We start from the raw sequence: 25,864 nt of genomic DNA, 5'->3' as shown, positions 1-25,864 counted from the left end.
GTGATTCACAACTGCCGGTGACGCGGCGACTACTGAGTCAGCCACACCCTAGGACCCGAACACAACCGAATCAATTACCCCGTCGGACTTTGTTGGTTCCTGGTGGAGGTGTCAGGCGTCCTGGACTCCCGGCACGCCCGCCTCGATCACGAACGACTTGTCGGTGCGGACCGGAGCGCCGGGCCGGGTGACGTAGTCGACCACGCGGTAGTCGGCGGTGTACTGGTCCCTGGACACCGAGCAGCGGACGTAGCCCCGACGGCTGCTGTAGTACTTGGTGTGCGGATTCTCGTCCCAGTAGACCTGGCCGGGGTCGTGGGTGGCCGAACCGTCGCCGCCCGAGGTGATCGACGTGGTGACGAACTCGCTGCCCAGCAGCCGAGTCTCGGGGCGCTCGAAGTCGCGGCGCAGGTCGTTGGTCCAGTTGTTGTGCACATCGCCGGTGAGCACCACGAAGTTGTCGACACGGCGCTGTTCGACGTAACCGAGCACCCGGTCGCGGGAGACGCGGTAGCCGTCCCAGCCGTCGTTGTAGCCGCCGTCGTCCGGGCCGGCGACGGCGTCCCAGTTGGCGAAGTAGATCTGCTGCGGGAGTACGTTCCAGGTGGAGCGCGAGCGGGAGAGGCTGCGCTCCAGCCAGGCGTGCTGCTCGTCGCCCAGGATGGTGGCCTTCGGGTCCCACTGCTCCGGGCCGGAGACCTGCCACTTGTCGCCGTAGGGCTGGTCGGTGCGGTACTGGCGGGTGTCCAGGACGCTGAAGGTCGCGGTGGCGCCGAACTCCAGGCGCCGGTACAGCGGCAGTGCCGTGTCCACCGGCTTGCGGAGGCGGCGCAGCGGCATGTGCTCCCAGTACGCCTGGTAGGCGGCCCGGCGGCGGGCGGCGAAGCGGGCGGTGGTGTCGTTGCCCTGGCCGGCGTCGTTGTTCTCGGGGCTCAGGTCGGCGTAGTTGTTGTCGGTCTCGTGGTCGTCCCAGGTGACGACGAACGGCGCCGTGGCGTGCAGCAGCCGCAGGTCGGGGTCGGTCTTGTACTGGGCGTGCCGGGCGCGGTACTCGGCGAGGGTGTTCATCTCGTCGCCGTGGTGCGTGCGCACGTCGCCGTTGACGCCGGCGGCGTACTCGTAGAGGTAGTCGCCGAGGTGGAAGACGACGTCCGGCCGGTCGGCCGCCATGTGCCGGTACGCGGTGAAGTGGCCCTGCTCCCAGTTCGCGCAGGAGGCGAACGCGAAGTCGACGGTGGGGGCGGTGCCGGGGGCCGGGGCGGTACGGGTGCGGCCGACCGGCGAGATCGCGTCGCCGGCCCGGAAGCGGTAGTAGTACTCGTGGTGGGGCCGCAGGCCGCGTACGTCGGCGTGGACGGTGTGCGCCTCCGCGGGCACGGCGTGCTCCACGCCGCGCTTGACGACCTTCCGGAACCGCTCGTCGAGGGCGATCTCCCACCGCACGGCGACAGGACGCCGGGGCATGCCGCCGCCGTCGTCGAGCGGCTTCGGCGCCAGGCGGGTCCAGAGCACGACGCCGTCGGGAAGCGGGTCGCCGGATGCGACACCGAGCTGGAAGGGGTCGCCGGGGACGCGTCCCGGCGCGGCGGACGCGACGGGTGCGGCGCCGGTGCCGAGCAGCACCGCACCGGCGCCGGCGGCGCCCGCGATACCGAGGAAACCCCTTCTCTTCAGGGAGTTCGGGGAGCTGGTGCGCGGCGGGGTCATCGAACCTCCAGAGGACGGATGGCCGGACGACAACCAGGCAAACGGCACGCGGTGAACCCCGACTGCTGCGCTCGTGGACCGCGCTTGACCGATACATGTCGGCGAAGGGGCTCGGCGGGACCGGGGACGAGGGCGCGGTCAAGGGCGCGGTCGGAAGCGGTCAGGAGCGCGTCAGAGTGGCCCATTCGACGGTGCGGTCGCACCAGCGGTCGAGCAGGACGCGGTCATGGCCGACGGCCAGCAACCCCGCGCCGGTGGCGGCCCGGTACTCCTCCACCACGCGGACCAGGGCGGCGGTGGTCGAGGCGTCCAGCATCGCCGTCATCTCGTCGCACACCAGCCAGCGCGGGCGCAGCACGAGGGCGCGGGCGAGGCAGGCGCGCTGCAACTGGCCGTCACTGACCTCGTGCGGGCGCCTGCTCAGCAGGTCGGTGGTCAACCCCACGGTGGCGGCCAGTTCGGCGACCCGGTCGGCGATGCCCTCGCGCCGGCCGGTGGCGCGCAGTGGTTCGGCGATCAGGTCGGTGAGCGCCAGTCGGGGGTCCGCGGAGAGCCGGGCCTGCTGGAAGACGACGCCGAAGGCGGTGCGCTGCTCCCGCGGGGCACGGTGGCGCCAGCGCCGTACGGGCGTGCCGTCGACCACCAGGGTGCCGGCGTCGGGGTGGTGCAGCAGGGCCGCGACGCGCGCGAGGGTGGACTTGCCGCAGCCGCTCGGGCCGAGCAGCCCGACGGCCTCGCCCGGCGTGACCGACAGGGATACGTCCCGGATCACGGGCGCGTTCCGGGCGTATCCGGCGGTGATGTCGCTCAGTTCAAGCACGGTCGGCGGCCTCCGTGAGCGCTGCGTGCGGGTGGTGGCAGGCGACCGTGGCGGCCAGCGGCGGCAGCGTGGCGCAGGCGTCGGTCGCCCGCTCGCAGCGGGCGGCGAAGGCGCAGCCGCCAGGGAGGGCGCCGAGTTCGGGCGGCAGGCCGGGGATGGGAGTGAAGGCGCGGTCGGGCAGGGCGTCGAGCAGGCCCCGGCTGTAAGGATGGCGGGGGCCGGGAATGCCGAAGAACTCACGGGCGTCGGCGAGTTCGACGATGCGGCCGGCGTACATCACGGCGATCCGGTCGGCGATGCGCTCGGCGGCGGCCAGGTCGTGGGTGATCATCAGCAGGGCCCGGTTCTCGTCACCCGCCCTGTTGTCGACATGTCGCCTCAGCTCGTCGACGGTGCGGTCCACCAGATCCCGGTCGAGTCCGGTGGTCGGCTCGTCGGCGAGCAGCAGCGGGGCGTCACCGACCAGGGCGAGGGCGGTGGCGGCGCGCTGGGCGAGACCGCCGGAGAGCTCGTGCGCGTGGTGGTCGAGGTGGTCCACCGGGAACGCGGCGCGCTCGGCGGCGGCTTCGGCGGCCTCGCGCAGGGCCGCACGGCCGCGGACCGCGGTGTGTTCCGCGACCGTCTCCTCCAACTGGGAGCGGACGGTACGGACCGGGGTGAGGTGGGCGGCCGGGCTCTGCGGGACGAGGCCGATCAGCCTGCCGCGCACGGTGCGGGCGAAGGTCCGCTCGTCGGCGGCGAGCAGGTCCAGCTCGCCGAGCAGCGCGCTGCCCGCGGTCCGCGCGTTGCCGGGCAGCAGCCCGAGCAGGGCGGAGGCGAGGACGGACTTGCCGCAGCCGCTCTCGCCGATCAGGGCCAGGCACTCGCCGGCCGCCACGTCGAAGTGGGCGTCGGTGACGGCGGCGACGCGGCGCCCGCCCGGCATCAGGAAGCGCACCGACAGACCGCGTACCGACAGCACGGGGGCTCGCTCGGTCACAGCATCAGCTCCGATCGGCGGCGGGGGTTGATCCGCTCCCGCCAGGCACCCGCGAGACCGGCGACGGCGAGGGTGGGGACGATGAGGAACAGGCCGGGGAAGAGGGTCGGCCACCACTGCCCGGCGAGCAGCGATCCCCGCGCTTCCTGGATCAGGTTGCCGAGGCTCGCGGTGTGGGTGGGCAGCCCGAGCCCGAGGAAGGACAGCGCCGACTCGTGCCACATGGCGTGCGGCACCATCAGTACGGCGGCCAGCGCGGCCTGGGGCAGCACGCCCGGCAGCAGATGCCGTACGGCCACCCGCCACCGGGACGCGCCGCCGGAGACGGCCGCGTCGATGTAGGGGCGCGAGCGCAGCGACAGCACCTCGGCGCGGACGATGCGCGCGGTGGACAGCCAGTGGGTGAGCGCGACGGAGATCACCACCGGCCAGACGCCCGGCCGGAACATCGCGACGATGAAGATGCCCAGCAGCAGGTGGGGGACGGAGGCGATGGTGTCGACGACCCGCATGACGGCCCGGTCGACCCAGCCGCCCAGCGCTCCGGCGGTGGCGCCCACGGCGGTGCCGACCACGGTGGCCGTCAGCGCCGCCGCCACCCCGACGAGCAGGGAGACGCGCAGGCCGTACACGCAGCGCAGCAGCAGGTCCCGGCCGACGTCGTCGGTGCCGAACGGGTGCTCCCAGCTGGGCGGTCGCAGCTTGGCGGCCAGGTCGACGGCCTGCTGGTCGAGCTGGACCAGCGGCGGCACGAGCAGCACGGCGAGGACGGTCACGGTCAGCAGCACCGCGGAGGTGCGCAGGCGCAGGGTGCGGGTGGAGCGGCGGTCCATGCCGTGGGACCGCCACACGGTGGGCCGTTCCGCCTTGTCGGCTGTGATCTCAGCCATGGGACTCACATTTCACTGAGTTTCACCCTCGGGTCGAACAGTCCGTAGAGCAGGTCGGCGAGCAGGTTGCCGGCGAGTACGGCGGCGGTGGCGAGGGTGGTCAGGGCGGCCAGCAGCGGGAAGTCGACGGCGGTGGCCGCCTCGACGGTGGCCGCGGCGATGCCCGGCCAGCTGAAGACGCTCTCCACGAGCAGGGCGCCGGTGATGAGTTCGGGAACACGGGAGCCGATCAGTGTGAGCACCGGCAGCAGCCCCGAACGCAGGGCGTGCCCGAACAGGACGGTGCCCTCCCCGATGCCGCGGGCCCGCGCGCCGCGCACCGGGTCCTCGGCCAGGGCGTCGCCGACGCCCTGGCGCACGTAGAGGGTGAACCAGGGCAGCTGGGAGACGGCGAGCACGCCGGCGGGCAGCACGATGTGGCTCGCGACCTGTCCGAGGGTGACCTGTTCGCTGGCGGTGTCCGTCAGGCCGCCGGCCGGCAGGACGTCCCACTGGAGGGCGAACAGCCACACCGCGAGCAGCGCGATCCAGAAGACCGGCGCCGCCTCCAGGGTGTAGGCGAGCGAGGTGACGGCCCGGTCGAGCATCGATCCGGGGCGGCGGGCGGCCAGCACACCGAGGAGCGTGCCGACCAGCACGGCCACGGCGAAGGCGACGGCGCACAGCAGCGCGGACCACACGAGGCGTTCGCCGATGACCTGCGCCACCGGCTGGCGCATCACCCCGGACTGGCCGAGGTCGCCGGTGAGCGCCGAGGTCAGCCAGTTCCACCAGCGGACGACGAAGGACTGGTCCACGCCGAGGTTGTCCCTCAGCCGGTCCAGGGTCTCCTGGTCGGCGCCGAGCGCGGCGGTGCCGGCGTAGGCCTTGACGGGGTCGAACGGGGAGGCGGCGGCGATGGCGAACACGCCGAACGTGACGACGAGGACGACGGGGACGGCGAACAGCGCCCGCCGTCCCGCCAGGCGTGCCATCGCTCCCCAGGGCAGCCGCCCGGGAGATCGGGTCATTTCTTCGGCTGCCAGTCCTCGATGTTCCACCAGGGCCCGCTGGCGAAGCCGTGCTCGTGCGGCTCCAGCTGGGTGGTCAGCCCGTCCCAGCGGTCGGCGAGGACGTAGAGGTGGTCGATGTGGGTGAGGAAGGTGTAGCCGGGGTTCTCGACCAGGGCCCGCTGGATCTCGTCGTAGGCGGCCTCGCGCTTCTTCGGGTCCTGGCCGCGACGGCCGGCGTCGAGTGCCTCGTCGACCGCCTTGTTGTCGTAGCCGGCCATGTTGTTGAAGCCGTCGCCCGCGAGGGAGGAGTGCAGCAGGGTGTAGAGGCCGAAGTCCGGGTCGCCGACGCTGCCGAAGCCCGCCAGGACCGCGTCGTGCTTCATCCGCGGCTCGATGACCTCCCAGGTGGCGCCCTCCACCTTCACCTCGATGCCGGCCTTCTTGGCGTCGGAGGCGTAGGCGAGCGCGTGGTCCTGGCGGACCTTGTCGCCCGAGGGGTAGTACAGGGTGAACGAGGCCCGCTGTCCGTCCTTGGCACGGACGCCGCCGGACCCCGCCTTCCAGCCCGCCTCGTCCAGGATGCGCTTGGCCTTGGCGAGGTCGTGCGGGCGCTCGATGCCGCGCGCGTACCAGGGGTCGTCGGCGGGCAGCGGCCCGTACGCCGGCCGGCCCGCGCCGTCGAGGATCTTGTCGACCATGGCCTGGCGGTCCACGGCGGCGTCCAGCGCCTGCCGGACGGCGCGGTCGCCGGTGACCTTGCCCGTGGTGGGCAGGGTGACGGCCCGGAAGTCGTAGGACCGGGCCTGGTACGTGCGCCTGCCGTCGTCCTTCTTGAAGGTGGCGGCGAGGTTGGGCGGCAGGACGGCGCCGTCGAGGTCGCCGGAGCGCAGGCGGGTGGCGCGGACGTTGTCGTCGGCGATGATCGCCATGGTGAACGACTTCACCGCGGGCTCGCCGCCCCAGTAGTGCGGGTTGGCCTTGAAGGTGAGCTTCTCGCCCTTGCTCCAGTCGGCGAGGACGTACGGGCCGGTGCCGACGGGCTCGGTGTTGAACGCGCCGGTGTTGGGGTCCTGCTCGCCCGCGACGTGCTCGGGGACGATGGGCAGCACCGTGCGGGCGGCGAAGGCCGCGTACGGGTACTTGAGGGTGAAGACGACGGTGTCGTCGCCGCTCGCGCGGACGTCCTTGACGGCGTCCAGTTCACTGCGGGCGGTGTTGTTGGTCTTCGCGTCGAGGACGGTGCGGTACGTGTAGACCACGTCCTGGGCCGTCAGCGGTTCGCCGTCGCTGAACTTCACGCCGTCGCGCAGGGTGTACGTGTACGTCCGGCCGCCGTCGGCGACCTTCGGCAGCGCGGTCGCCAGCGCGGGCTTCAGCTTCAGGTCGGTGTCGCGGGCGAGCAGCCCGTCGAAGATCTTGGAGTTTCCGTCCTTGCCGTAGCCGAGCAGCGGGCTCAGGGTGTCCGGCTCGGAGGCCACGCCGATCACGACGGACTCGGCGGCCTTGGCGTCGCCGCCGTCCGTTCCGTCCCCGGGTGCGGAGCAGGCGGTGACGCCGGCGGCGAACGCCGCCGCGGCGGCGGCGCTTCGTATCGGACGGATCCGACGGGTTGTCATGTCTCCCCCACGCTTGTCATTGATGCGTGGTTATTGCACATCAGTCGCAATAGAAGCGTCAAGCCAGGTGATCGAGGCGCGCCCGCCCACCGGCTCACCACTGGCGGTCGGGGCCGACACGACCGGCCGGTGCTGGACGGAGGGTGTGATCAGCAGCACACTGCCTTATCACCTGAGTCCCAGCACGAGTGGGCACCGACCAGGAGGAAACGGCCGTGTCGACCGCAGGAGACGAAAGCGCCGGAGCCGAGCCGGAAGGGCCGTCGGCGGACACCGGACCGACGGGTACGGGCACGCTCAAACGCGCGGTCTTCTTCGGATCGGCCGCGCTGATCCTGGCGATCTCGATCTGGGCGATCGTCACGCCCTCCGGTGCCGAATCCGCCATCGGGGTGGCGGTCGACAGGATCTCGTCCTGGTTCGGCTGGTACTACTTCCTCGCCGCGACCGTCTACCTGGGGTTCGTCGTCTTCATCGGCGTGTCCAAGTACGGCACGATCAAGCTGGGCCCCAAGCACTACAAGCCCGACTACGGGCTCTTCGCGTGGGCGGCGATGCTGTTCGCGGCGGGCATCGGTATCGATCTGATGTTCTTCTCCGTCTCCGGTCCCGTCAGCCACTACCTCGCGCCGCCGGAGGGCGACCCGGAGACGGTGGAGGCGGCCCGGCAGGCCGTGGTGTGGACACTCTTCCACTACGGCATCACCGGCTGGGCCATGTACGCGCTGATGGGCATGGCACTCGGCTTCTTCGCCTTCCGGTACCGGCTGCCGCTCGCGATCCGTTCCGCGCTCTACCCGATCATCGGGCGCCGGATCCACGGGCGGATCGGTGACGCCGTCGACCTGGCGGCCATCATCGGCACCGTGTTCGGCATCTCCGTGTCGCTCGGCATCGGTGTCGTGCAGCTGAACTACGGACTGAGGGTGCTCTTCGACGTACCGGAAGGGCTCCCCGCCCAGATCGGCCTGATCGCCGTGGCGGTGGTGATGGCCACGGTGTCCGCGGTGGCCGGTGTGGACAAGGGCATCCGCCGGCTGTCCCAGCTCAACGTCCTGCTCGCCGTGCTGCTGATGCTCTTCATCCTGGTCGTGGGCGAACCGTTCCGGCTGCTCAACTCCCTCGTCCAGAACGTCGGCGACTACGTCAGCCGCTTCCCCTCGATGACTCTGAACACCTTCGCCTACGACCAGCCCACCGAGTGGCTGGACGCGTGGACGCTGTTCTTCTGGGCCTGGTGGATCGCCTGGGCGCCGTTCGTCGGGCTGTTCCTGGCCCGGATCTCCCGCGGCCGCACCCTGCGCCAGTTCGTCGCGGCGACGCTGATCATCCCGTTCATCTTCACCGGTCTCTTCCTGGCCGTCTTCGGCAACAGTGCGCTGTTCGTGGTCCGCGACGGCAACTCCGAGTTCGGCCAGACCGCGATGAACGTCCCCGAGCAGGGCTTCTACGGCCTGCTGGAGCAGTACCCGGGCGCACTGTTCAGCGCCGGACTCGCCACGTTCGTCGGGCTCCTGCTCTACGTCACCTCGGCCGACTCCGGAGCCCTGGTCATGGGCAACCTCAGCTCCCATCTGCCCACCCCGGTGACCGACGCGGCCCCGTGGATGCGCATCTTCTGGGCCCTGACGACAGGGCTGCTCACGCTCGCCATGCTCATCGTGGGCGGCGTGCAGGCACTCACCGACGCCACCATCATCATGGGCCTGCCCTTCTCCTTCGTGATGTTCCTGATCATGGTGGGGCTCTATCTGGCGCTGCGTACCGAGTACATGCGGGAGGAAGCGCTGGCCACCACGCTGCCGGCGTCGCTGTCCGGACGTACGACGCAGCAGGGCCCCACGGGAGCACGGAACTGGCGACAGCGGCTGGCGCGGGCGATGGCGTTCCCGGGCAGGCGGGCCGCCGCCAGGTTCGTCGAGGACGTGTGCCGCCCCGCCTTCCAGGAGGTCGGCCAGGCCCTGCGGGAACAGGGAACGGAGGCGGAACTCCTGGAAGGGGTCAACGAGGAGAACGGACTCGCGCACGTCGGTCTCAGGGTGCCGATCGGTCCGAGCGACACGTTCGTGTACGAGGTCTGGCCCGTCGAGAAGCCGACCCCGGGCTTCGCGACCAGGTCGGTCACCACCCACGACACCTACGTGCGCTTCGAGGTCCGGCTCGCCGAGGGCAACCAGGGCTACGACGTGATGGGGTACACCAAGGAACAGCTCATCGGCGACAGCCTCGACCAGTACGAGCGGCATCTGGAGTTCCTGCGCATGCACCGCGAGGCGGCCGACCGGTCCGCTCTGCCCGACCACCGCCCGGACGCGCCGGAGGCACACCTGCCGGAGTAGGCACCCGACGGTCAGCCGAGCTGCGCGGCGAACGCCGCGTGGGCCCGGTCGTCGAAGAGCACGAACCTGACCTCCTCGACTTCGGTGTCCGCCTCCCGTACGGCCGTCACGGCGATACGGGCCGCGTCGTCCATCGGCCAGCGGTAGACACCGGTGGAGATCGCCGGGAAGGCGACCGTGCGGGCGCCCAGCTCTTCGGCGACCCGGAGTGACTCGCGGTAGCAGGAGGCGAGGAGTTCGGAGCGGTCCTCGGTCGTGCTGTGCACCGGGCCCACCGTGTGGATCACCCAGCGCGCCTCCAGGGCGCCGGCGGTGGTGGCGACGGCCAGGCCGGTGGCCAGGCCCTTGCCGAGGTGCCCCGCGCGGAGTTCGCGGCACTCCTCCAGGATCGCGGGGCCGCCGCGCCGGTGGATGGCGCCGTCGACGCCGCCTCCCCCGAGCAGGGAGGAGTTGGCCGCGTTGACGATCGCGTCGGCGCTCTCGCGGGTGATGTCGCCCCGGACGAGGGTGATGGTGGTCATGGGAGTTCCCCGATCATCGCCGTTTCGTCGTCATGTCTGCTTCCCGGTCACGTCTGCCGCAGCCTGCGCCAGACGGCCTTCGCCGCGTTGTGTCCCGACATGCCGTGCACTCCGGGGCCCGGCGGGGTGGCCGACGAGCAGATGAAGACGGCCGGGTGCGGGGTGGCGTACGGGAACAGGGACAGCTTGGGACGCAGCATGACCTGGAGGCCGGAGACCGCGCCGGAGGCGATGTCGCCGCCGACGTAGTTGGCGTTGCCGGCGGCGAGTTCGGGCGGGCCGGCGGTGGCACGGGCGAGGACGCGGTCGCGGAAGCCGGGGGCGAAGCGCTCCAGTTGACGTTCGATGGCGTCGGTGAGGTCGCCGGTCCAGCCGTTGGGGACGTGTCCGTAAGCCCAGAAGACGTGCTTGCCCTCGGGGGCGCGGGTGGGGTCGGCGACGCTGGGCTGCGTGGTGATGAGGAACGGCGCGTCGGGTGCCCGGCCCTCGCGGGAGGCGGCGTTCAACGCGGCGCCGATCTCCGCGCTGCCGGCGCCGATCTGCACGGTGCCCGCGGTGCGGGGCTCCTCGGCGGTCCACGGGACGGGCCCGTCCAGCGCGTAGTCGATCTTGAAGACGCCGGGGCCGTACCGGTAGCCGGCGTAGTGGTTCCCGAGGCCGGCGATACGCGCCAGGGCCGTGGGCGAGGTGTCGAACACGTAGGCGCGGGCGGGCGGCAGGTCATCGAGGCGCTTCACCTCGTAGTCGGTGTGGACGGTGCCGCCGAGATCCTCGAGGTAGGCGGCGAGGGCGTCCGAGACGGCCTGCGAACCGCCGCGGGCCACGGGCCAGCCGCGGGCGTGCGCGGCGAGGGCGAAGACCAGGCCTATGGCGCCGGTGGCGAAGCCGCCGAGCGGGGCCATGACGTGCGCGACGAGCCCCGCGAAGAGGGTCTTGGCCTTGTCGTCCCGGAAGCGGCGCATCAGCCACGTCGACGGGGGCAGACCGACCAGGCCGAACCGGGCGAGGGTGACCGGGTCGCGGGGCAGCGCGGTCAGCGGCAGGGACATGAAGTCGCGGGCCAGGGTGTCCCACCGGGGCAGGAAGCGCTCGACCAGCCTGCGGTAGGCGCCCGCGTCGCGCGCTCCGAAGGAGGCGGCCGTCTCGCCGACCGACCGGGACAGCACGGCGGCCGAGCCGTCCGGGAACGGATGCGCCATGGGCAGCCCCGCGTGCAGCCACTCCAGCCCGTACCGCTCCAGCGGGAGGGCGCGGAACGCCGGCGAGTTGATTCCGAGCGGGTGCGCGGCGGAGCACGGGTCGTGCCGGAAGCCCGGCAGGGTCAGCTCCTCCGTGCGGGCCCCGCCGCCCACGGTGTCCCGCGCCTCGAACACGGCGACCGAGAAGCCGCGGCGGGCCAGTTCCACGGCAGCGGTCAGTCCGTTCGGCCCCGCACCCACTACGACCGCATCGAGCATCGACGGCACCTTCGGACCCCTTCGTCAGCCGATGGCCACTGGGGATCAGGATATGCCCGGGCACCGACAGCCCGTGGTCGCGGGTTGGGCGGATAAGATCCCGGGATGACGCACTGGGCCCGCTTCCCCGGCCCCCGGGAGGGCCTCCGGCTCTGGTACGAGCTGGCCGGGGACGGGCGGGCACTGCGGCAGGCGACGTTCGACCGGTCGCTGCCGGTCCCGCCCGCCGGTGGCTTGACCCAATCCGACGGGGCCGCCGACGGAGGCGCGTCGGTGGCGGCCTCGCGCGACGAGCTCAGCTCCGTCCGCGAACGGTTCGGACCGGACGGCGCGCGGTTCTACGAGACCGTGTACGGCGTGCTGGCGGACGGCCCGGTCCGGGTGCCGTCCGGCGCCGAGGACGTCACGGAAGAGGATTTCCGCCTGGCCTTGGACACGGCGCGGCGACACCGGCGGTTCATGCGCCACCGCACCGGACCGCTGCCGGAGGGGTCGCTGGTCACCGGAACGGTCACCGCCCTGCCGTGGGGCCCCGGCGTCACGGGGCTGGTGGTGGACATCGGCGGGCCGGGGCGGGGTTTCGTGGACTTCGGACAGTTGCCGCGCCGCGGTGAGGACTGGCCGCCCGTCGGGACCGTGACCGATTTCCAGGTCGTCCAGATCCGCTTCGACGTGCAGCCGGAGCGCCCCGACCTGGAGATCAGGCTTCGCCCGACAGCAGTGCCACCACCTGGCGGGCCGTGGCCGCGTCGCGGGCCGCGGTGAACGGCAGGTCGTTGTCGCCCGTGATGCGGAAGGGTTCGCCCGTGCGGGTCAGGTGGGTGCCGCCCGCCTCCTCCACCAGGAGGAGCCCCGCGGCGTGGTCCCAGGCGGCCTCCCAGGAGAAGGCTGTGGCGTCGGACTCGCCCTGGGCGACGGCGAGGTACTCCAGTCCGGCCGAGCCGCAGGCGCGGGGTGCCACGCCCGGGGTGCGCAGGCCGAGCAGGGCGTGCTTCTGCTCGTCGGTGGTGTAGTCCGGGTGGGAGGTGGCGACCCGCAGGTCGCGGCCGGGCTCGGGCGGACCGGCGTACAGCCGCTCACCGTCCAGGAAGGCGCCCCGGCCGCGTACGGCCGTGGCGAGCCGGTCGTCGGCGGGGGCGTAGGTCCAGGAGGCGTGCACGACTCCGTGGTGGGCGAGCGCGACCAGCGTGCAGAAGCCCGGGTCGCCGTGGACGAACTGGCGCGTCCCGTCGACGGGGTCGACGATCCAGACCGGCGCGTCGCCGCGTATCGCCTCGTACGACGCGGGGTTGGCGTGCACCGCCTCCTCGCCGACCACGACCGAGCCGGGCAGCAGGGCGGCCAGGACGTCGGTGAGGTACAGCTCGGCCTTGCGGTCGGCGTCCGTCACCAGGTCGTGCGGGCCGGCCTTCTCGTCGACCTCGTGTGCCGCGAGCCGGCGCCAGCGCGGCATGATCTCCTGGGCTGCCGCCTTGCGGACGGCCTCCTCCACCTCGTCGGCGTGCCGGGCGAGAAACTCGTCGATGGTTTCGTTGTTCTCGATCATGCCTCCATGAGAGCACGCCCCACTGACAACCCCCACCCGGGTGGTGTACTCCGGGTGGAATCGGCACGAACATGAGGTGCGGGGGCCCACGGCCGGGAGGCGCCGGGGGCACGAGCGGGAGGGGCCGGAGCCCACGACCACGCGGTGCCGGGCCCGCGAGCGGGAGGTCCGGAGGTCAGCGGCCGACCGCGTAGCCCTGCATTCCGCGCGGGTTCGCCGCCGCCGACAGCACGCCCGTCTCCGGGTTTCGCGCGACGGCGCACAGCCGCCCCTCCGACCAGGCTTCGCCGACGGTCACCTCGTGCCCGCGGCGCCGCAGCTCCTCGACGACCTCCGCCGGCATCCGGGATTCCACGGTGACGCTCCCGGCCCGCATGCCGCGCGGGAAGAACGACCCGGGGAAGCTGTCGTTGTGCCAGTTCGGCGCGTCGATCGCGCCCTGGAGGTCGAGGCCGCCGCGCACCGGGGCGCGCAGCGCGACCGCCAGCAGGAAGTGCAGCTGCCACTGGTCCTGCTGGTCGCCGCCGGGCGTCCCGAACGCCATGACGGGCACCCCGTCCCGCAGGGCGATGGAGGGCGTGAGCGTGGTGCGCGGCCGGCGGCCCGGGGTGAGCGAGTTGGGCAGGCCCTCCTCCAGCCAGGTCATCTGGAGCCGGGTGCCGAGCGGGAAGCCCAGTTCGGGCACGACGGGGTTGGACTGGAGCCAGCCGCCGCTGGGCGTGGCCGAGACCATGTTGCCCCAGCGGTCCACGATGTCGAGGTGGCAGGTGTCGCCGCGGGTGCCCCCGTCGGCGGTGACGTCCGGTTCACCCGGCACCGGTGACGTCGGGCTCTTGGCGACCGTCGGCTCGCCGACCCCCAGGGCGTCGAAGCCCTCACCCTCCACGGCCGCCACGCGCGCGTGGGCGCTGAGCCGCGGGGCACGTCCGCCCGGGCTGCCGGGCCGCAGCTCGAAGGACGCCTTGTCACCGACGAGCGCCCGCCGTGCCGCGTTGTACTCCGGCGACAGCAGGTCGTCGAGCGGTACCCGGGCCGCGCCGTCCGCGTCCCCGTACCAGGCCTCCCGGTCGGCCATGGCGAGCTTGCAGCCCTCCACCAGCAGGTGGACGTAGTCGGCGGAGCCGTAGCGGGGCAGCTCGGGCGGGAGCAGCGCGAGTTGCTGGAGCAGGACGGGGCCCTGACTCCAGGGGCCGGCCTTGCACACGGTCCAGCCGTTCCAGTCGTACGCCGCGGGAGCCTCGTAGGACGCGGACCAGCCGGCGAGGTCGGCGGCGGTGAGGGTGCCGGTGCGGCGCTCGCCGCTGGTGTCCATGGTGGGCCGCCCGGCCTGCCGTACGAGGGCCTCGGCGACGAACCCGGTGCGCCAGACCTCCCGCGCCGCGTCGATCTCCGCCTCCCGGTCCCCCGCTCCGGCGGCCTCGGCGAGCAGCCGTTTCCAGGTGGCGGCGAGGGCGGGGTTGCGGAACAACTCGCCGGGGCGCGGCGGGTGTCCGTCCGGCAGATAGACCTCGGCCGAGGACGTCCACTCGGTCTCGAACAGCTCCCGCACGGTCTCGACGGTCTCCGTGAAGCGCTCCACGGGCGCGTGTCCGTGCTCGGCGTAGCCGATGGCGTACTTCAGCACGTCGGCCAGCGGTTTGGTGCCGTGGTCGCGCAGCAGGAGCAGCCAGGCGTCGAAGGCCCCGGGCACGGCGGCGGCGAGTGGTCCGGTGCCGGGGACGAGGTCCAGACCGAGCGCCTTGTAGTGCGCGACCGTCGCCCCGGCCGGTGCCACTCCCTGTCCGCACAGCACCCGCACCTCGCCGCCCGCCGGCGCGAGCAGGATCGGCACCTCTCCGGCGGGCCCGTTGAGGTGCGGCTCGACGACGTGCAGCACGAAGGCACCGGCCACGGCGGCGTCGTAGGCGTTGCCCCCGTCCTCCAGCACCGCCATGGCCGACTGCGAGGCCAGCCAGTGGGTGGAGGACACCATGCCGAAGGTGCCCTGGAGGGTGGGGCGGGTCGTGAAGTGCATACCTGACCTCGGTGCTTCTGTACGTCGACGGACCTGTGCGGCAGCGCATCGGGTCGCGTGGAGAATCCGCACAGAACGAGCGCGAGACCTTCTCCGCACGCAGGGTAGACCCGCGCCACCGACCGGCACCATCCCCCGTCACCAGGTCGGATTCGTCCCCCCGGGCATGCGGCGGAACCCCGTGACGCACGGGGCGTCTCCAGGCTACTGAAGGGCGGAGCGGGCGCCATCCGGTCAGAAGTCGCCGCTCTTCATCCGGTCGAAGGATGCGAGGAACTCCGGTGGCCCGTAGGCCAGTTCGGTGAAGACGCCGAGGTCACCGACCGTGTCGGCGTAGGAGAACCGGGCATCTCCCGACCGGCCCGACATCGCTACGGAGTGACCGCGGGCCGCCATCCCGGCCACCGCCTCCTCGAACTGCTCGAGGCCGCTCAGCAGGAAGCAGACGTGGTGCAGCCCCGGGCCTCTGCTGTCGAGCCAGTCCTTGAATATGCTCTCGCCGGAGTCATGCCGGATCAGCTCGATCATCATGTCGCCGGAGTAACCGAATGCGCAGGAGAACTGGAAATCTGCCGACCGGCCCCGATATGTCTTCTCGGTCACCTCCGCGGCCAGGTTCTCCCACACAAAGAAGCGCTTTATCCCGAACATCGCGGAGAACTTCTCGACCGTTTCGTCGAGGTCCTCCACGACATATCCGAGCTGCTGGATCCGGCCTTCCGGAAAGGGAGGCATGAGGGAGGTCACCGCACTCCCACCAGCTGTTCTGTGACGCTCTTCAGGCGCAGCGCGTCCTCAGTGTCAAAAGCCTTCTTCCCGAGGTCGACCGGCTTCTTCTTCCAGCGCGCGACGAAAGGTTCGGCGGGCGGATTGTCGAGGAGCTCCACCATGGGCTTGATCGCCTTGTCCACGGGGGTCGCCGCGACAGCGAAGGTGGCCTTGGTCATCAGCCTGAGGGGCAGCGGCAGGGAGTCCGGCATGCCGGTGGAGACCACCCCAGGGTTGTATCCGATATACGTCACCGGGCCGCTGCCGTGCGTCGCCGCGAAGCCGACGCCCAGCAGGTCGTTGGCGCGGAAGGACTGCAGCGTCGCCTTGTTGCCGCTGTAGCCGCGCTCGAGCTGGAGGTTGTCCCAGTGGACCGCGCCGAGGCCGACGCCCGGCGTGCCCACGTTCATGATCACGGGCTGTTTCGTGCACTGGAGCGCGTCCAGCAGGCCGTAGGTGAGAACGAACCGGCTGAGATAGGCGAGCGCGAAGCTGTGCTCGAATCCTTCCGGTGTCACCGAGCGCTTTCCGAAGAGTTTGTAGCGCTGGGCACAGAGGACGAGTTTGTCCACGGACGCATAGGTGTTCTCGATTTCCTCGATCAGCCGCCGGGTGGCCGCGACAGAGGTCAGATCGACGGAGAGGAAGTGCGCCCGGTCGGCGGCGGAGATCTTGCGCGCCTCCTCGATTAACGCTTCACCCTTGGCGCGCGTGCTACCGATGGCCAGGACCCTGGCACCCGCTTTCAGGTAATGCAGGGAGATCCCCCTCCCCAGGCCATCCGTTCCACCCGTGACGACAACCGTCTGCATGGATTTTCTTCCTTCCGTGACAGGAGCCCGAACCGTAAGTCATCTGATGGTGACAAGGTCAGCGTAGAGGCTCTTGGGATACGATGTCAACGTTTGATGACCTGAAGGAGTACCGCTATGGCAGTCGCCCCACAAACACACAAACGCGATCGCGCCGCGACCCGCGCGGCCCTGCTCGACGCGGCGCGCGTGCGCTTCGCCCGGCTGGGCTACGGCGGGACGACCATGCGCGACGTCGCCCAGGACGCCCATGTGGATCCCGCGCTCGTCTTTCGCTACTTCGGCTCGAAGCGCGCCCTGTTCGAGGAGGCGTGCGTGGATCACCAGGTCCTCGGGGAGATCATGTCGGGGCCGCTGGACGCCTTGCCCGCGGGCATGCTGAAGTCCGTCGTCTTCCAGGAGTGGGAGCAGTTCGCCGGCGAGCACCCCCTGGTGATGCTGCTGCGCTCGCCCTCGCACGCCCCCGCACGGACCCGTCTGGAGCAGGAGGCGCAGGCGGCCCACATCGAGGAGCTCATCAAGCAGGTCAAGGGCGAGGACGCGGCGCTGCGCGCGGAGATGCTGGTCGCCTGCCTGCTGGGCATGGGCATCATGCGCAGCGCCCTGTGCTCCCCCGCGCTCAGCTCGGCGACCCTGGAGGACGTCCTGCCGTACTTCGAGGGCGTCACCCGCGTCCTGATCGAGAACGCCGGTGACGCCCCGGCCGAGGGCGGCCGGGGCGACGGGCCCGGGACGTCCTGACCGCGCTGCGGCCGACCGCGCCCCGAGCCGGCCGCCGGGCGGCCGGTGGGCTCAGACGATCGCCTGGGCGAAGCGGAAGAAGCCCTGATGGTCGTACGCGCGCTTGACGGCCGCGAGCCGCTCGTAGTTCTCCGCGTAGTACGACCGCTTCCAGTCCCGCAGGGCGGGGTCGATGTAGTTCTGGTAGGTCTCCCCCAGGGAGTAGGGGTTCGCCGCGGCGAACCCGCCGTCGATCCAGGCCCGCACGGCGTTGCGCTCGTCCCGGTTCGGGTCGGCCGCCTGGGTGCCCACCGTCCAGTTCAGTGTGAACTGCGCGTCCCGGTGGACGTAGGCCGTCGCGGTGCGGTCCAGCGTGTTGGCCCGGCCACCCAGGGCGAGGGCCTGCACGAACCGGAGCTGGCCCGCGCGCGGTGAGGCGGTGAAGGCGGAGAGCACCTCGCTGATCCCGGCCCTCGGCAGGCCCGTCCCGAAGAGCCTGCTGCGGTCCAGGATGTACCCGCCGCGCGGCATCACCGCCTCCGGCGAGTAGCCGACCGTGTGGCACTGGGCGACCGTCTTGTCGGTGCACCCGAACCAGTCCAGCATCCCGTTCAGGAAGGTGAACCGGTTGCTGGTACGGCTGTCGGGGGCGCGCCCCACCCCGGCGGCGAGCGCGTCCAGCAGGGGCGTGAGTTCCTCGGGCGAACCGAGGAAGGAACCGTCGACCCAGACGGCCGGCTCGGCGCCGCCGGGGGCCGTGTCGAGCTGGCTGACGATCCAGCGGGACCCCAGCTTCCAGGGTGTCGTCGGCATCCACTGCTGCCAGGCCGTGATCACCCGCTCCACGTCGCTCCAGGCCCACGACATCCGGAAGTTCACCATGTCCGTGGCGGCCGCGGCGCGACGCTCGTAGCGGGTGACGATGCCGAAGTTGCCACCGCCACCGCCACGCAACGCCCAGAACAGGTCGGGGTGTTCGGTCGTGGAGCAGGTCACCGACCGGCCGTCGGCGAGCACCACGTCGGCGGAGACCAGGGCGTCGCAGGCCACCCCGAAGGAACGGGTCTGCCAGCCGATGCCGCCACCGTGGAGGAAGCCGCCCGCCGCCACGGAGCCGTGCAGCCCGCTCGCCAGGGCCTGTCCGTAGGGGGCGAGCGCGGCGAGTGCGTCGACGGTCTGCACTCCCGGGCCGAGCGCCGTGGTGTCGGCTCCCGGCACGATGGAGCGCAGTCTCGACACGTCGATGACCAGGCCCGGGGTGGTGGAGAAGCCGCCGAAGCTGTGGCCGCCGCTGCGCGGGACCGCCGGGACGTCGTGCTGCTGGGCGAAGGCCAGACAGAGCCGGATGTCGGCGACGCTCTCGCAGTAGGCGACGGCGGCCGGGGCCGAGGCGTCGTACATGCTGAAGTACACCTGCTTGGCCTGCGCGTACCCGCTGTGGGACGGCAGGAACAGGTCGCCGTCGAGCCGGCCGCGCAGTCCGCTCCAGTCGGCGCGCGACGCGGCGGCCGCGGAGGAACCGGCCGGTCCCGGCAGGGTTGCGGATGCGGCCAGGGCGAGGCCGACGGCCCCGCCGCGCAGGACCTGCCTTCGTGTTGCCATGACTGTGACTCTCCCGTCGTCGGATACGGCGGCGGCTCTCCCGCCGACACCGTCCGAACCTCCCACCGCCCGGTAAGTCCTTTCTAAAACAGGCCGGTCGGGCATCCGGCCCCCCGGCACGGAGCGGTAGAGGCGCGCTTTAGGGCCCGCACGGAGGCTGGGGCGAGTGGAAGCGCGAGGGCGCCGCGACGCGCCCGACGACGCGGCCGGGACCGACCCCGGCGCGAGGAGGAGGGACATCGGATGGGACGAGAAGCCGGCCGGACGGCCCACGACATCGAGGAGCTCAAGCAGTTCGTCGTGGTCCACTCCCGGACCCAGCGGCTGCCTCCGGACCTCTGTGAGGAGGTACTGGCCCGCATCGGGCACGACGGCGAGGGGCCCGGCTCCTGGACCGGGGAGTGGGCCGCCGCGGCGCGCGAGCTGGCGGCGCGGGACCTGCTGCTGGAGGCCTGCCAGTGCTGGAACACCGCGCGGTTCCCCTACGTCGACGGTCCCTCGCGCGCGCAGGCGCAGGCGGCCTGCTCCGAGACCTTCACGCGGTGGAGCGGCACCCAGGAGACCTCCGTCGAGCGCATCGAGATCAGCGTGCCCGACGGTGACGGCGACGGCGGCACGCGGTCCTTCGTGGCCCTGGCGTCCGGGCTCTCCGCCGCTCTGCCGCGCCCGCTGCTCGTGGTGACGGGCGGCATCGTCAGCGTCAAGGAGCAGTGGGCGCCCGCGCTGCTCCTGGCCGACCAGCTCGGCCTGGCCATGGTCGCCACCGAGATGCCCGGTGTCGGCGAGAACCGGCTGGTGTACGGCAAGGACGGCTGGCGCATGTTCTCGGCGCTGCTCGACACGCTCGCGGACCGGGCCGACGTGGGCCGCGCCTACGCGTCGGCCATGAGTTTCAGCGGTCACATGGCGCTGCGCGGTGCCCTGCACGACCCGCGCATCCGCGGGGTGGTCACGGCGGGCGCGCCGGTCAGCGGCTTCTTCACCGACCGCGACTGGTACGACCGCAGCGTGCCGCGCATCACCAAGGACACGCTCTCCCATCTGACGGGCATCGCCCGCACGGAGCTGTTCGACGCGCTCCGGGACTGGGAGCTGCGGCCCGGTGAACTCTCGGCGCTGACCATCCCGGTGGGGTACGTGGTCAGCCTCCGCGACGAGATCATCCCCGCGTCGGATCCGCAGGCCCTGAAGCGGTACGTCCCCGACCTCACCCTCGCCGAGCACGACGACGTGCACGGTTCGCCCGCACATGTGGAGGAGACCCGGACCTGGACGGTGCAGACGGTGCTGCAGATGCTGCGGACCGCCGCGAGCCCGCGGGCCTGACGCCGGGAGAACGGCCCGGGCTCCGGCACATTTCGTGCCGGAGCCCGGGCCGTTCGTCGTTCAGGCGACCGGTTCGTCCGCCAGCCGCTGCCGGAGGTGGCCCACCAGCGCGGCGGGGGTGGGGTGGTCGTAGACCGTCGCGACCGGCAGGGGCAGCCCGGTGGCCCGGTGGAGGCCGTTGCACAGTTCCAGGGCGGTGAACGAGGAGAACCCGATCTCCAGGAAGGTGCGGGAGTCGTCGAGGTGCTCCGAGGCGTCGAGGCCGAGCGCCTGCCCCACGTGCGCCCGCACCAGTTCCGCGAGCCGCCGTTCCTGCTCCTCGCCCTCCAGCTCCGCCAGCCCGGCGCGCAGTTCCGCCTGGTCGGCGAGGGCTTCCGAGCCGTCCGCCGCCCGCGGCCCGGCCAGTCGGCCGCGAGCCTCGGGCAGGTCGCGGTACTGGACGCCCGTACCCAACCGCGTGGCGTGCGCGAGGTGGTCGTCCCAGTCGATGTCGGCGACACCGATGACCGGGCCGCGGGCGGCACCGGCAGGGCCGAGGAGGTTCGGCAGACAGGCCAGCGCGCGTGCGGGATCGAGGCCCCGCAGCCCGCCCCGCGCCGCCGTGCCCCGCGCGTCGGACTCCCGCGGCCCCCAGGCCAGGAGCGTGGCCGGCAGCCGTCGCGCGTGCCGGTGCCGGATCAGGGTCTCGGCGTACGCGGCGTCGACGGCGGCGTGCCAGGAGCGCGGGTCGCTGCCGGTGAGCGCCGCGAAGTCGGCGAGGACGAAGAACCCCGTCAGCGGCAGGTCCAGGGTGCACTCGTGGAGACGGCGCAGTGCGGCCCCTCCCCCGGTGTGCACGACGACGCTCACGGCCGGCCCGTCGCCGGTCTCCGTGAGGACCGAGGCGAGCGCGGCGCGGTCGGACGGGTCGGCCACGTCGAGCCGCACGCGCGCCCCGCGCGTCTCGAGTTCCGCGCGCAGCGCCTCCCCCGCGCCGGTCTCGGACGCGAGGAGCCGGAAGTGACGGTGGCCCGCGTCGGCGAAGGCGAGGGCGGCGGCCTGTCCCGCGGTGGTGTCGGGCTCGGTGACCAGAACCGTCCCGTCGGTTTCGGCCGTGTCCCGCTCCGCCGCCGCGGGCCAGGGCACCCGCGCCAGGCGACGGACGTGGCGCCCCGAGGGCCGTACGGCGACCTCGTCCTCACCGTCGGCCGCCGCGAGGACGCGCTTGAGCTGGGCGAGGGTGACGGGGTCCAGGACGGCCGGGAGGTCGATCGTGCCTCCCCCGCCCTCGGCCGGCCGCAGGCCGGGGAGGCGGCCGAGCCCCCACAGGTGTCCCTGCGCGGGGTCGGACGACGGGTCGCCCGGCCCGGTGGAGACGGCTCCGCGGGTGAGGGTCCACAGCGCGAGGTCCGCCCCGAGGGCCGCCAGCGCCTCCATGATCCGGCTGGTCAGGGCGACTGCCGCGGGGATCGCGGGGTGCTCGGGGTGCGGGCCCTTGGCGGCGGCCGGCGCGCACAGCACGCCCGCCACCTCGCCGTCCCGGCCGAGCCGCTCCAGCGCCTCGCCCAGCCGCTCGGTGACCGAGGCGGGCTCCTCGTCGGCGTCCGCGGCGAACGGCGCCACCCGTACTCCGGCCTCCGCCAGCGCCCGGTACAGGTCCGAGTGCTGGTCGTCGTCCTCCTGCCCGGGCTCGACCAGCAGCCAGCAGGAGTCACCGGCCGGGGCGCCCGCCTGCAGTCCGGTGCTGGTCTCCGGCAGCCGCTTCCACTGCCACGCGTACGTCCATTCCCGCTGGCGGCGCCATCCGGCCAGGGTGGTCTGGAGCCGCGCCAGCAGTTGCCGCTCCTCGTCGCGGGCGCCGAACGTACGGGCCAGGAGGGCCGGATCGCCGTGTTCCACGGCCGACCAGAACGCCTGGTCGTCCGAGGAAGTCCACCCGTCGTCGCCCGGTCCTGATGCCTGCCGGGGCTCGGCCTCCAGCCAGTACGGGCGGTGCTGGAAGGCGTACGGCGGCAGCCGCAGCCGACCGGCCGGGGCGTCCTGGCCGGTCGCCGCTCCGGGCAGCAGTGGCCCCCAGTGCACGTCCGTGCCGTGTGCCCAGGTCTCCCCGAGGGCGAGCAGCAGGGTGTCGGGTTCGGCGCGGTCGCGGCGCAGGGTGGGGACGAGCGTGAGCGGTTCGGCGTCCAGGCAGTCACGGGCCATCGCGCTCAGGACGGCGTCGGGGCCGATCTCGACGAACAGGCGCACCCCCTTCTCCTCCAGGGTCCGCACCCCGTCGTAGAAGCGGACGGCGTGCCGGACGTGTCGGGCCCAGTACTCGGGACTCATCAGCTCTTCGGCGCCCGCCACCCGGCCGGTCACATTGGAGACGACGTCGATGTCCGGCGTCGCGTACGTCAACCGGGCGGCGGCTGCGCGCAGTTCGGACGCGGCGGACTCCATGTGCGGCGAGTGGAAGGCATGGCTGACGCGCAGCCTCTTGGTGCGCCTGCCCTTGCCGCGCCAGACCTTGACCAGTTCGGCGACGGCGTCGGCGTCGCCCGAGACCACGGTGGCGGACGGCCCGTTGACCGCGGCGACGACCACCCTGCCGTCGTACGGGGCCAGTGTCTCCAGCACCTCGCTCTCCGGCGCCTCCACGGCGGCCATCGCCCCGCCCGCGTCCGCCGCCTGCATGGCCCGTCCCCGCGCGGCGACGAGCTCGCACGCGTTGTCCAGGTCGAAGACACCGGCGACATGCGCGGCGGCCAGCTCGCCGATGGAGTGGCCCATGACGAAGTCGGGCCGCAGGCCGGTGCTCTCCAGCAGCCGGTACAGCGCGACCTCCACGGCGAACAGGGCGCACTGGGTGTAGAGCGTCTGGTCGAGCAGTCCTGCCTCGGGCGAGCGGGGCGCGGCGAACACGATGTCGCGCAACGGGTGGTCGAGGTGCCGGTCGAAGCGGGCGCACAGGTCGGCGAACAGCTCGCGGAAGCCGGGCACGGCGTCGCTCAGTTCCCGCCCCATGCCCAGCCGTTGGCTGCCCTGGCCGGTGAAGAGGAAGCCGAGCCGGGCGTCCTTGTCCGCGTCGCCCGTCGCCGTGGTGGGGCCGCTCTCGCCGCGGGCCACGGCCGCGACGGCGCGCAGCAGCCCCTCCTGGTCGCGTCCGACGACGACCGCGCGGTGGTCGAAGGCGGTCCGTGCGGCGAGGGCACGGGCCACCTCGCCGGGCTGCGGCTCCGCCCCGTCGTCGGCCCGGCCGCGCAGGTGGTCGTGCAGTCGCCGCGCCTGGGCCCGCAGGGCGGTGGCGTCCCGGGCGGACAGCATCCACGGCACGGTGGTCGCGGGTCCGGCCGGCGCGGCGGTGGTGGGCGTCTCGACGCCGGTGGTGGCCGTGGCTCCCGTGGCGGCGGGCTCCGCGGTCTTCGGGGCCTTGGGGGCCTGTTCTAGGACGACGTGGGCGTTGGTGCCGCTGATGCCGAAGGAGGAGACGGCGGACCGCCGGGGCCGGTCGCGGTCGGGCCAGGGCCGCGCCTCGGTCAGCAGCCGCACCTGCCCGGCCTCCCAGTCGACGTGCGGCGTCGGCTCGTCCACGTGCAGCGTCCGCGGCAGCATGCCGTGCCGCATGGCCTGCACCATCTTGATGACTCCGGCGACACCGGCCGCGGCCTGGGTGTGCCCGATGTTCGACTTCACCGACCCCAGCCACAGGGGCTGTTCGGCCTCCCGCTCCTGGCCGTAGGTGGCGAGCAGCGCCTGCGCCTCGATCGGGTCACCGAGCGTGGTGCCGGTACCGTGCGCCTCCAGGGCGTCCACGTCGGCGGCCGTCAGACCGGCGTCGTCCAGGGCCTGCCGGATCACCCGCTCCTGCGAGGGGCCGTTGGGGGCGGTGAGGCCGTTGCTGGCGCCGTCCTGGTTGACGGCGGTGCCGCGGACGACGGCCAGGACCTCGTGTCCGTTGCGCCGCGCGTCGGACAGCCGCTCCAGCAGCAGGACACCGACGCCCTCGCCGAAGCCGGTGCCGTCCGCGGCCGCGGCGAACGCCTTGCAGCGACCGTCCGCGGCGAGCCCGCGCTGCCGGCTGAACTCGATGAACACGCCCGGCGTGGACAGCACCGTGGAACCCCCCGCGAGCGCCAGCCCGCACTCTCCCCCGCGCAGTGCCCGCACCGCGAGGTGGAGGGCGACGAGCGACGACGAGCACGCGGTGTCGACGGACACGGCGGGGCCGCGCAGCCCCAGGACGTACGACACCCGGCCCGACGCGACGCTGGCCGCGCTGCCGTTGCCGAGGAACGGCTCGTACTCCGGCGGCACCGTGTGCAGCCGGGCGCCGTAGTCGCCGTACATGATCCCGGCGAAGACGCCCGCGTCGCTGCCGCGCAGGTCCGTCGGGTCGAGTCCGGCGTCCTCCAGCGCCTCCCACGACGCCTCCAGCAGCAGCCGGTGCTGCGGGTCCATCGCGGTCGCCTCGCGCGGGCTGATGCCGAAGAACGGGGCGTCGAAATGGTGGGCGTCGTGCAGGAAGCCTCCGTGCCGGGCGTAGAACGTGCCGCTGCGGTCGGGATCCTCGTCGTACAGGTGGGCGAGGTTCCAGCCGCGGTCGACGGGGAAGTCGCCGATGCCGTCCGCACCGGAGCGGACCAGGGACCACAGGTCGTCGGGGGTGCGCACGCCGCCGGGGTAGCGGCAGCTCATTCCGATGATCGCGATCGGCTCGGTCGCGGCGGCCTCGACCTCCGCGAGGCGCTTGCGGGTCTTGTGGAGGTCCGCCGTCACCCACTTCAGGTAGTCGGTGAGCTTCTCTTCGTTCGTCGGCACGTCGTCATCTCTCCGTTCAGGTCGCTCGCCGCGCTGGAGGTCCGCGAGGTGGGGCACGGGTGGGGGCGGTCAGTGGACGTTGCGGCCCAGTTCCTTGTCGATGAAGTCGAAGATCTCGGAGGCCGTGCCCGCCTCGATGCGCTCGGCGGCGTCCGCGTCACCGGCCTCCTCGGGGCTGGTCCGCTCCTCCCACACGGAGAGCAGCCGGCGCAGTCGCGCGGCCACGACGGTACGGTCGCCGGACTCGGCCGCTCCGTCGTCTTCGGCCGCCTCGCCCAACAGGGATTCCAGGCGGTCCAGTTCCGACAGAAGCGACACGGAAGGCGTGTCGTGCGTCCGCGAGGCGATACGGGACCACAGGTGGTCGGAGAGTTCCGCCGGCGAGGGGTGGTCGAAGACGAGCGTGGCCGGCAGCCGTAGCCCGGTCGCCGCGTTGAGCCGGTTGCGCAGCTCGACGCCCGTCAGCGAGTCGAAGCCGAGATCCTTGAAGGACTGATCGTCACCGAGGCCGCCGGACGAGTCGTGCCCGAGGACCGCCGCCACCGTGTCGCGCACCAACTCCAGCACGAGATTGCGCTGTTCGTCCTCGGACCGGCCCGTGAGCCGCTCGGTGAACGACCCCGCGCCCGCCGCGGCAGCGGACTCCGCCCGCCGCTCCACCGTGCGGACCAGTCCCCGCAGCATCGGGGAGAGCACCCCGGCCCGTGCCTGCGCCCGGAGCCCCGCGGGGTCCGTACGCAGCGCCACCAGGACGGGCGGGTTCTGCGCGGCACCGGCGATGGCCTGGTCGAAGAGGGCGAGCCCCTCCTCCTCGGACATCGGGACCAGACCGCTCCGGCCGAGTCGCGCGATCGCGTCCTCGTCGAGGTGCTGGGTCATGTCGCTGGTGGTGTGCCAGAGGCCCCAGGCGAGGCTGGTGGCGGGTTGGTGGTGGGTGTGGCGGTGGGTGGCGAGGGCGTCGAGGAAGGTGTTGGCG

Annotated in this window: 18 protein-coding genes and 1 pseudogene; 4 read left to right on the top strand and 15 right to left on the bottom strand. The window is 72.6% G+C overall.

Annotated features, from left to right (window positions below; genetic code table 11):
- Window positions 1-111: 111 nt before the first annotated feature.
- From ACFW48_RS15910 to ACFW48_RS15885, 6 genes are all read right to left on the bottom strand, one after another.
- A complete protein-coding gene (locus ACFW48_RS15910; protein WP_386314970.1) occupies window positions 112-1,707 on the bottom strand; it encodes an alkaline phosphatase D family protein in 1,596 nt (531 codons plus the stop codon).
- A gap of 160 nt (window positions 1,708-1,867) precedes the next feature.
- Window positions 1,868-2,527 carry an ABC transporter ATP-binding protein gene (locus ACFW48_RS15905; RefSeq protein ID WP_386314967.1) on the bottom strand — a complete coding sequence of 220 codons (660 nt, stop codon included), beginning with the start codon at window positions 2,525-2,527 and terminating at the stop codon, window positions 1,868-1,870.
- Window positions 2,520-3,506 (bottom strand): ABC transporter ATP-binding protein, encoded by a 987-nt coding sequence (locus ACFW48_RS15900; RefSeq protein ID WP_386314965.1) that lies wholly within the window; start codon window positions 3,504-3,506, stop codon window positions 2,520-2,522. Before ACFW48_RS15900 ends, ACFW48_RS15905 begins: the two co-directional genes overlap by 8 nt.
- Window positions 3,503-4,396 carry an ABC transporter permease gene (locus ACFW48_RS15895; RefSeq protein WP_386314962.1) on the bottom strand — a complete coding sequence of 298 codons (894 nt, stop codon included), beginning with the start codon at window positions 4,394-4,396 and terminating at the stop codon, window positions 3,503-3,505. The genes ACFW48_RS15900 and ACFW48_RS15895 overlap by 4 nt, the downstream gene beginning before the upstream one ends.
- 5 nt (window positions 4,397-4,401) lie before the next feature.
- On the bottom strand, window positions 4,402-5,370 hold the full coding sequence (locus ACFW48_RS15890) for an ABC transporter permease (RefSeq protein ID WP_386314959.1): 969 nt from the start codon (window positions 5,368-5,370) through the stop codon (window positions 4,402-4,404).
- 32 nt (window positions 5,371-5,402) lie between these two features.
- The gene (locus tag ACFW48_RS15885) at window positions 5,403-7,004 is read right to left on the bottom strand and encodes an ABC transporter substrate-binding protein (RefSeq protein ID WP_386314958.1); all 1,602 of its coding nucleotides are present in this window, start codon (window positions 7,002-7,004) and stop codon (window positions 5,403-5,405) included.
- Window positions 7,005-7,219: 215 nt separating this feature from the next.
- On the opposite strand from ACFW48_RS15885, the gene betT reads away from it, so the two are divergent.
- A complete protein-coding gene (gene betT, locus ACFW48_RS15880; RefSeq protein ID WP_386314956.1) occupies window positions 7,220-9,343 on the top strand; it encodes a choline BCCT transporter BetT in 2,124 nt (707 codons plus the stop codon).
- Between the two features lie 11 nt (window positions 9,344-9,354).
- Here betT and ACFW48_RS15875 read toward each other — a convergent pair whose 3' ends face one another.
- Both ACFW48_RS15875 and ACFW48_RS15870 read right to left on the bottom strand, forming a co-directional pair.
- Entirely contained in the window at window positions 9,355-9,864 is a 510-nt protein-coding gene (locus ACFW48_RS15875) for an O-acetyl-ADP-ribose deacetylase (protein ID WP_386314954.1), read from the bottom strand.
- Window positions 9,865-9,911: 47 nt separating this feature from the next.
- Entirely contained in the window at window positions 9,912-11,321 is a 1,410-nt protein-coding gene (locus ACFW48_RS15870; protein WP_386314952.1) for a phytoene desaturase family protein, read from the bottom strand.
- Window positions 11,322-11,426: 105 nt separating this feature from the next.
- On the opposite strand from ACFW48_RS15870, the gene ACFW48_RS15865 reads away from it, so the two are divergent.
- The gene (locus tag ACFW48_RS15865) at window positions 11,427-12,086 is read left to right on the top strand and encodes a hypothetical protein (RefSeq protein ID WP_386314951.1); all 660 of its coding nucleotides are present in this window, start codon (window positions 11,427-11,429) and stop codon (window positions 12,084-12,086) included.
- On the opposite strand, the gene ACFW48_RS15860 is transcribed toward ACFW48_RS15865, so the two are convergent.
- From ACFW48_RS15860 to ACFW48_RS15845, 4 genes are all read right to left on the bottom strand, one after another.
- Entirely contained in the window at window positions 12,022-12,867 is an 846-nt protein-coding gene (locus ACFW48_RS15860) for an inositol monophosphatase family protein (protein WP_386314949.1), read from the bottom strand. The genes ACFW48_RS15865 and ACFW48_RS15860 overlap by 65 nt on opposite strands.
- A 175-nt stretch (window positions 12,868-13,042) precedes the next feature.
- Window positions 13,043-14,881 carry a gamma-glutamyltransferase family protein gene (locus ACFW48_RS15855; RefSeq protein ID WP_386314946.1) on the bottom strand — a complete coding sequence of 613 codons (1,839 nt, stop codon included), beginning with the start codon at window positions 14,879-14,881 and terminating at the stop codon, window positions 13,043-13,045.
- A 234-nt stretch (window positions 14,882-15,115) separates the two neighbouring features.
- On the bottom strand, window positions 15,116-15,628 hold the full coding sequence (locus ACFW48_RS15850) for a VOC family protein (RefSeq protein WP_386314944.1): 513 nt from the start codon (window positions 15,626-15,628) through the stop codon (window positions 15,116-15,118).
- On the bottom strand, window positions 15,625-16,461 hold the full coding sequence (locus tag ACFW48_RS15845; RefSeq protein ID WP_386314941.1) for an SDR family NAD(P)-dependent oxidoreductase: 837 nt from the start codon (window positions 16,459-16,461) through the stop codon (window positions 15,625-15,627). Before ACFW48_RS15845 ends, ACFW48_RS15850 begins: the two co-directional genes overlap by 4 nt.
- A 117-nt stretch (window positions 16,462-16,578) precedes the next feature.
- On the opposite strand from ACFW48_RS15845, the gene ACFW48_RS15840 reads away from it, so the two are divergent.
- The gene (locus ACFW48_RS15840; protein ID WP_386314939.1) at window positions 16,579-17,202 is read left to right on the top strand and encodes a TetR/AcrR family transcriptional regulator; all 624 of its coding nucleotides are present in this window, start codon (window positions 16,579-16,581) and stop codon (window positions 17,200-17,202) included.
- 51 nt (window positions 17,203-17,253) lie between these two features.
- Here the strand turns inward: ACFW48_RS15840 and ACFW48_RS15835 are convergent, their stop codons facing one another.
- Window positions 17,254-18,783 carry an FAD-binding oxidoreductase gene (locus ACFW48_RS15835; RefSeq protein ID WP_386314937.1) on the bottom strand — a complete coding sequence of 510 codons (1,530 nt, stop codon included), beginning with the start codon at window positions 18,781-18,783 and terminating at the stop codon, window positions 17,254-17,256.
- Window positions 18,784-19,026: 243 nt separating this feature from the next.
- Here ACFW48_RS15835 and ACFW48_RS15830 point away from each other — a divergent pair, with 243 nt between their 5' ends.
- Window positions 19,027-20,109 (top strand): alpha/beta hydrolase, encoded by a 1,083-nt coding sequence (locus tag ACFW48_RS15830; RefSeq protein ID WP_386314934.1) that lies wholly within the window; start codon window positions 19,027-19,029, stop codon window positions 20,107-20,109.
- 60 nt (window positions 20,110-20,169) lie between these two features.
- On the opposite strand, the pseudogene ACFW48_RS15825 reads toward ACFW48_RS15830, so the two are convergent.
- Both ACFW48_RS15825 and ACFW48_RS15820 read right to left on the bottom strand, forming a co-directional pair.
- Window positions 20,170-24,843: pseudogene (locus ACFW48_RS15825) on the bottom strand (type I polyketide synthase); the annotation flags it as partial.
- Between the two features lie 114 nt (window positions 24,844-24,957).
- Window positions 24,958-25,864 (bottom strand): phosphopantetheine-binding protein (locus tag ACFW48_RS15820; protein WP_386314932.1); only part of this gene is annotated, 907 nt, incomplete at its 5' end.

This window comes from Streptomyces sp. NPDC058812 (assembly GCF_042744565.1).
GTDB classification, from domain to species: domain Bacteria; phylum Actinomycetota; class Actinomycetes; order Streptomycetales; family Streptomycetaceae; genus Streptomyces; species Streptomyces thinghirensis.
This window is presented reverse-complemented; position numbering and strand designations above follow the sequence as displayed.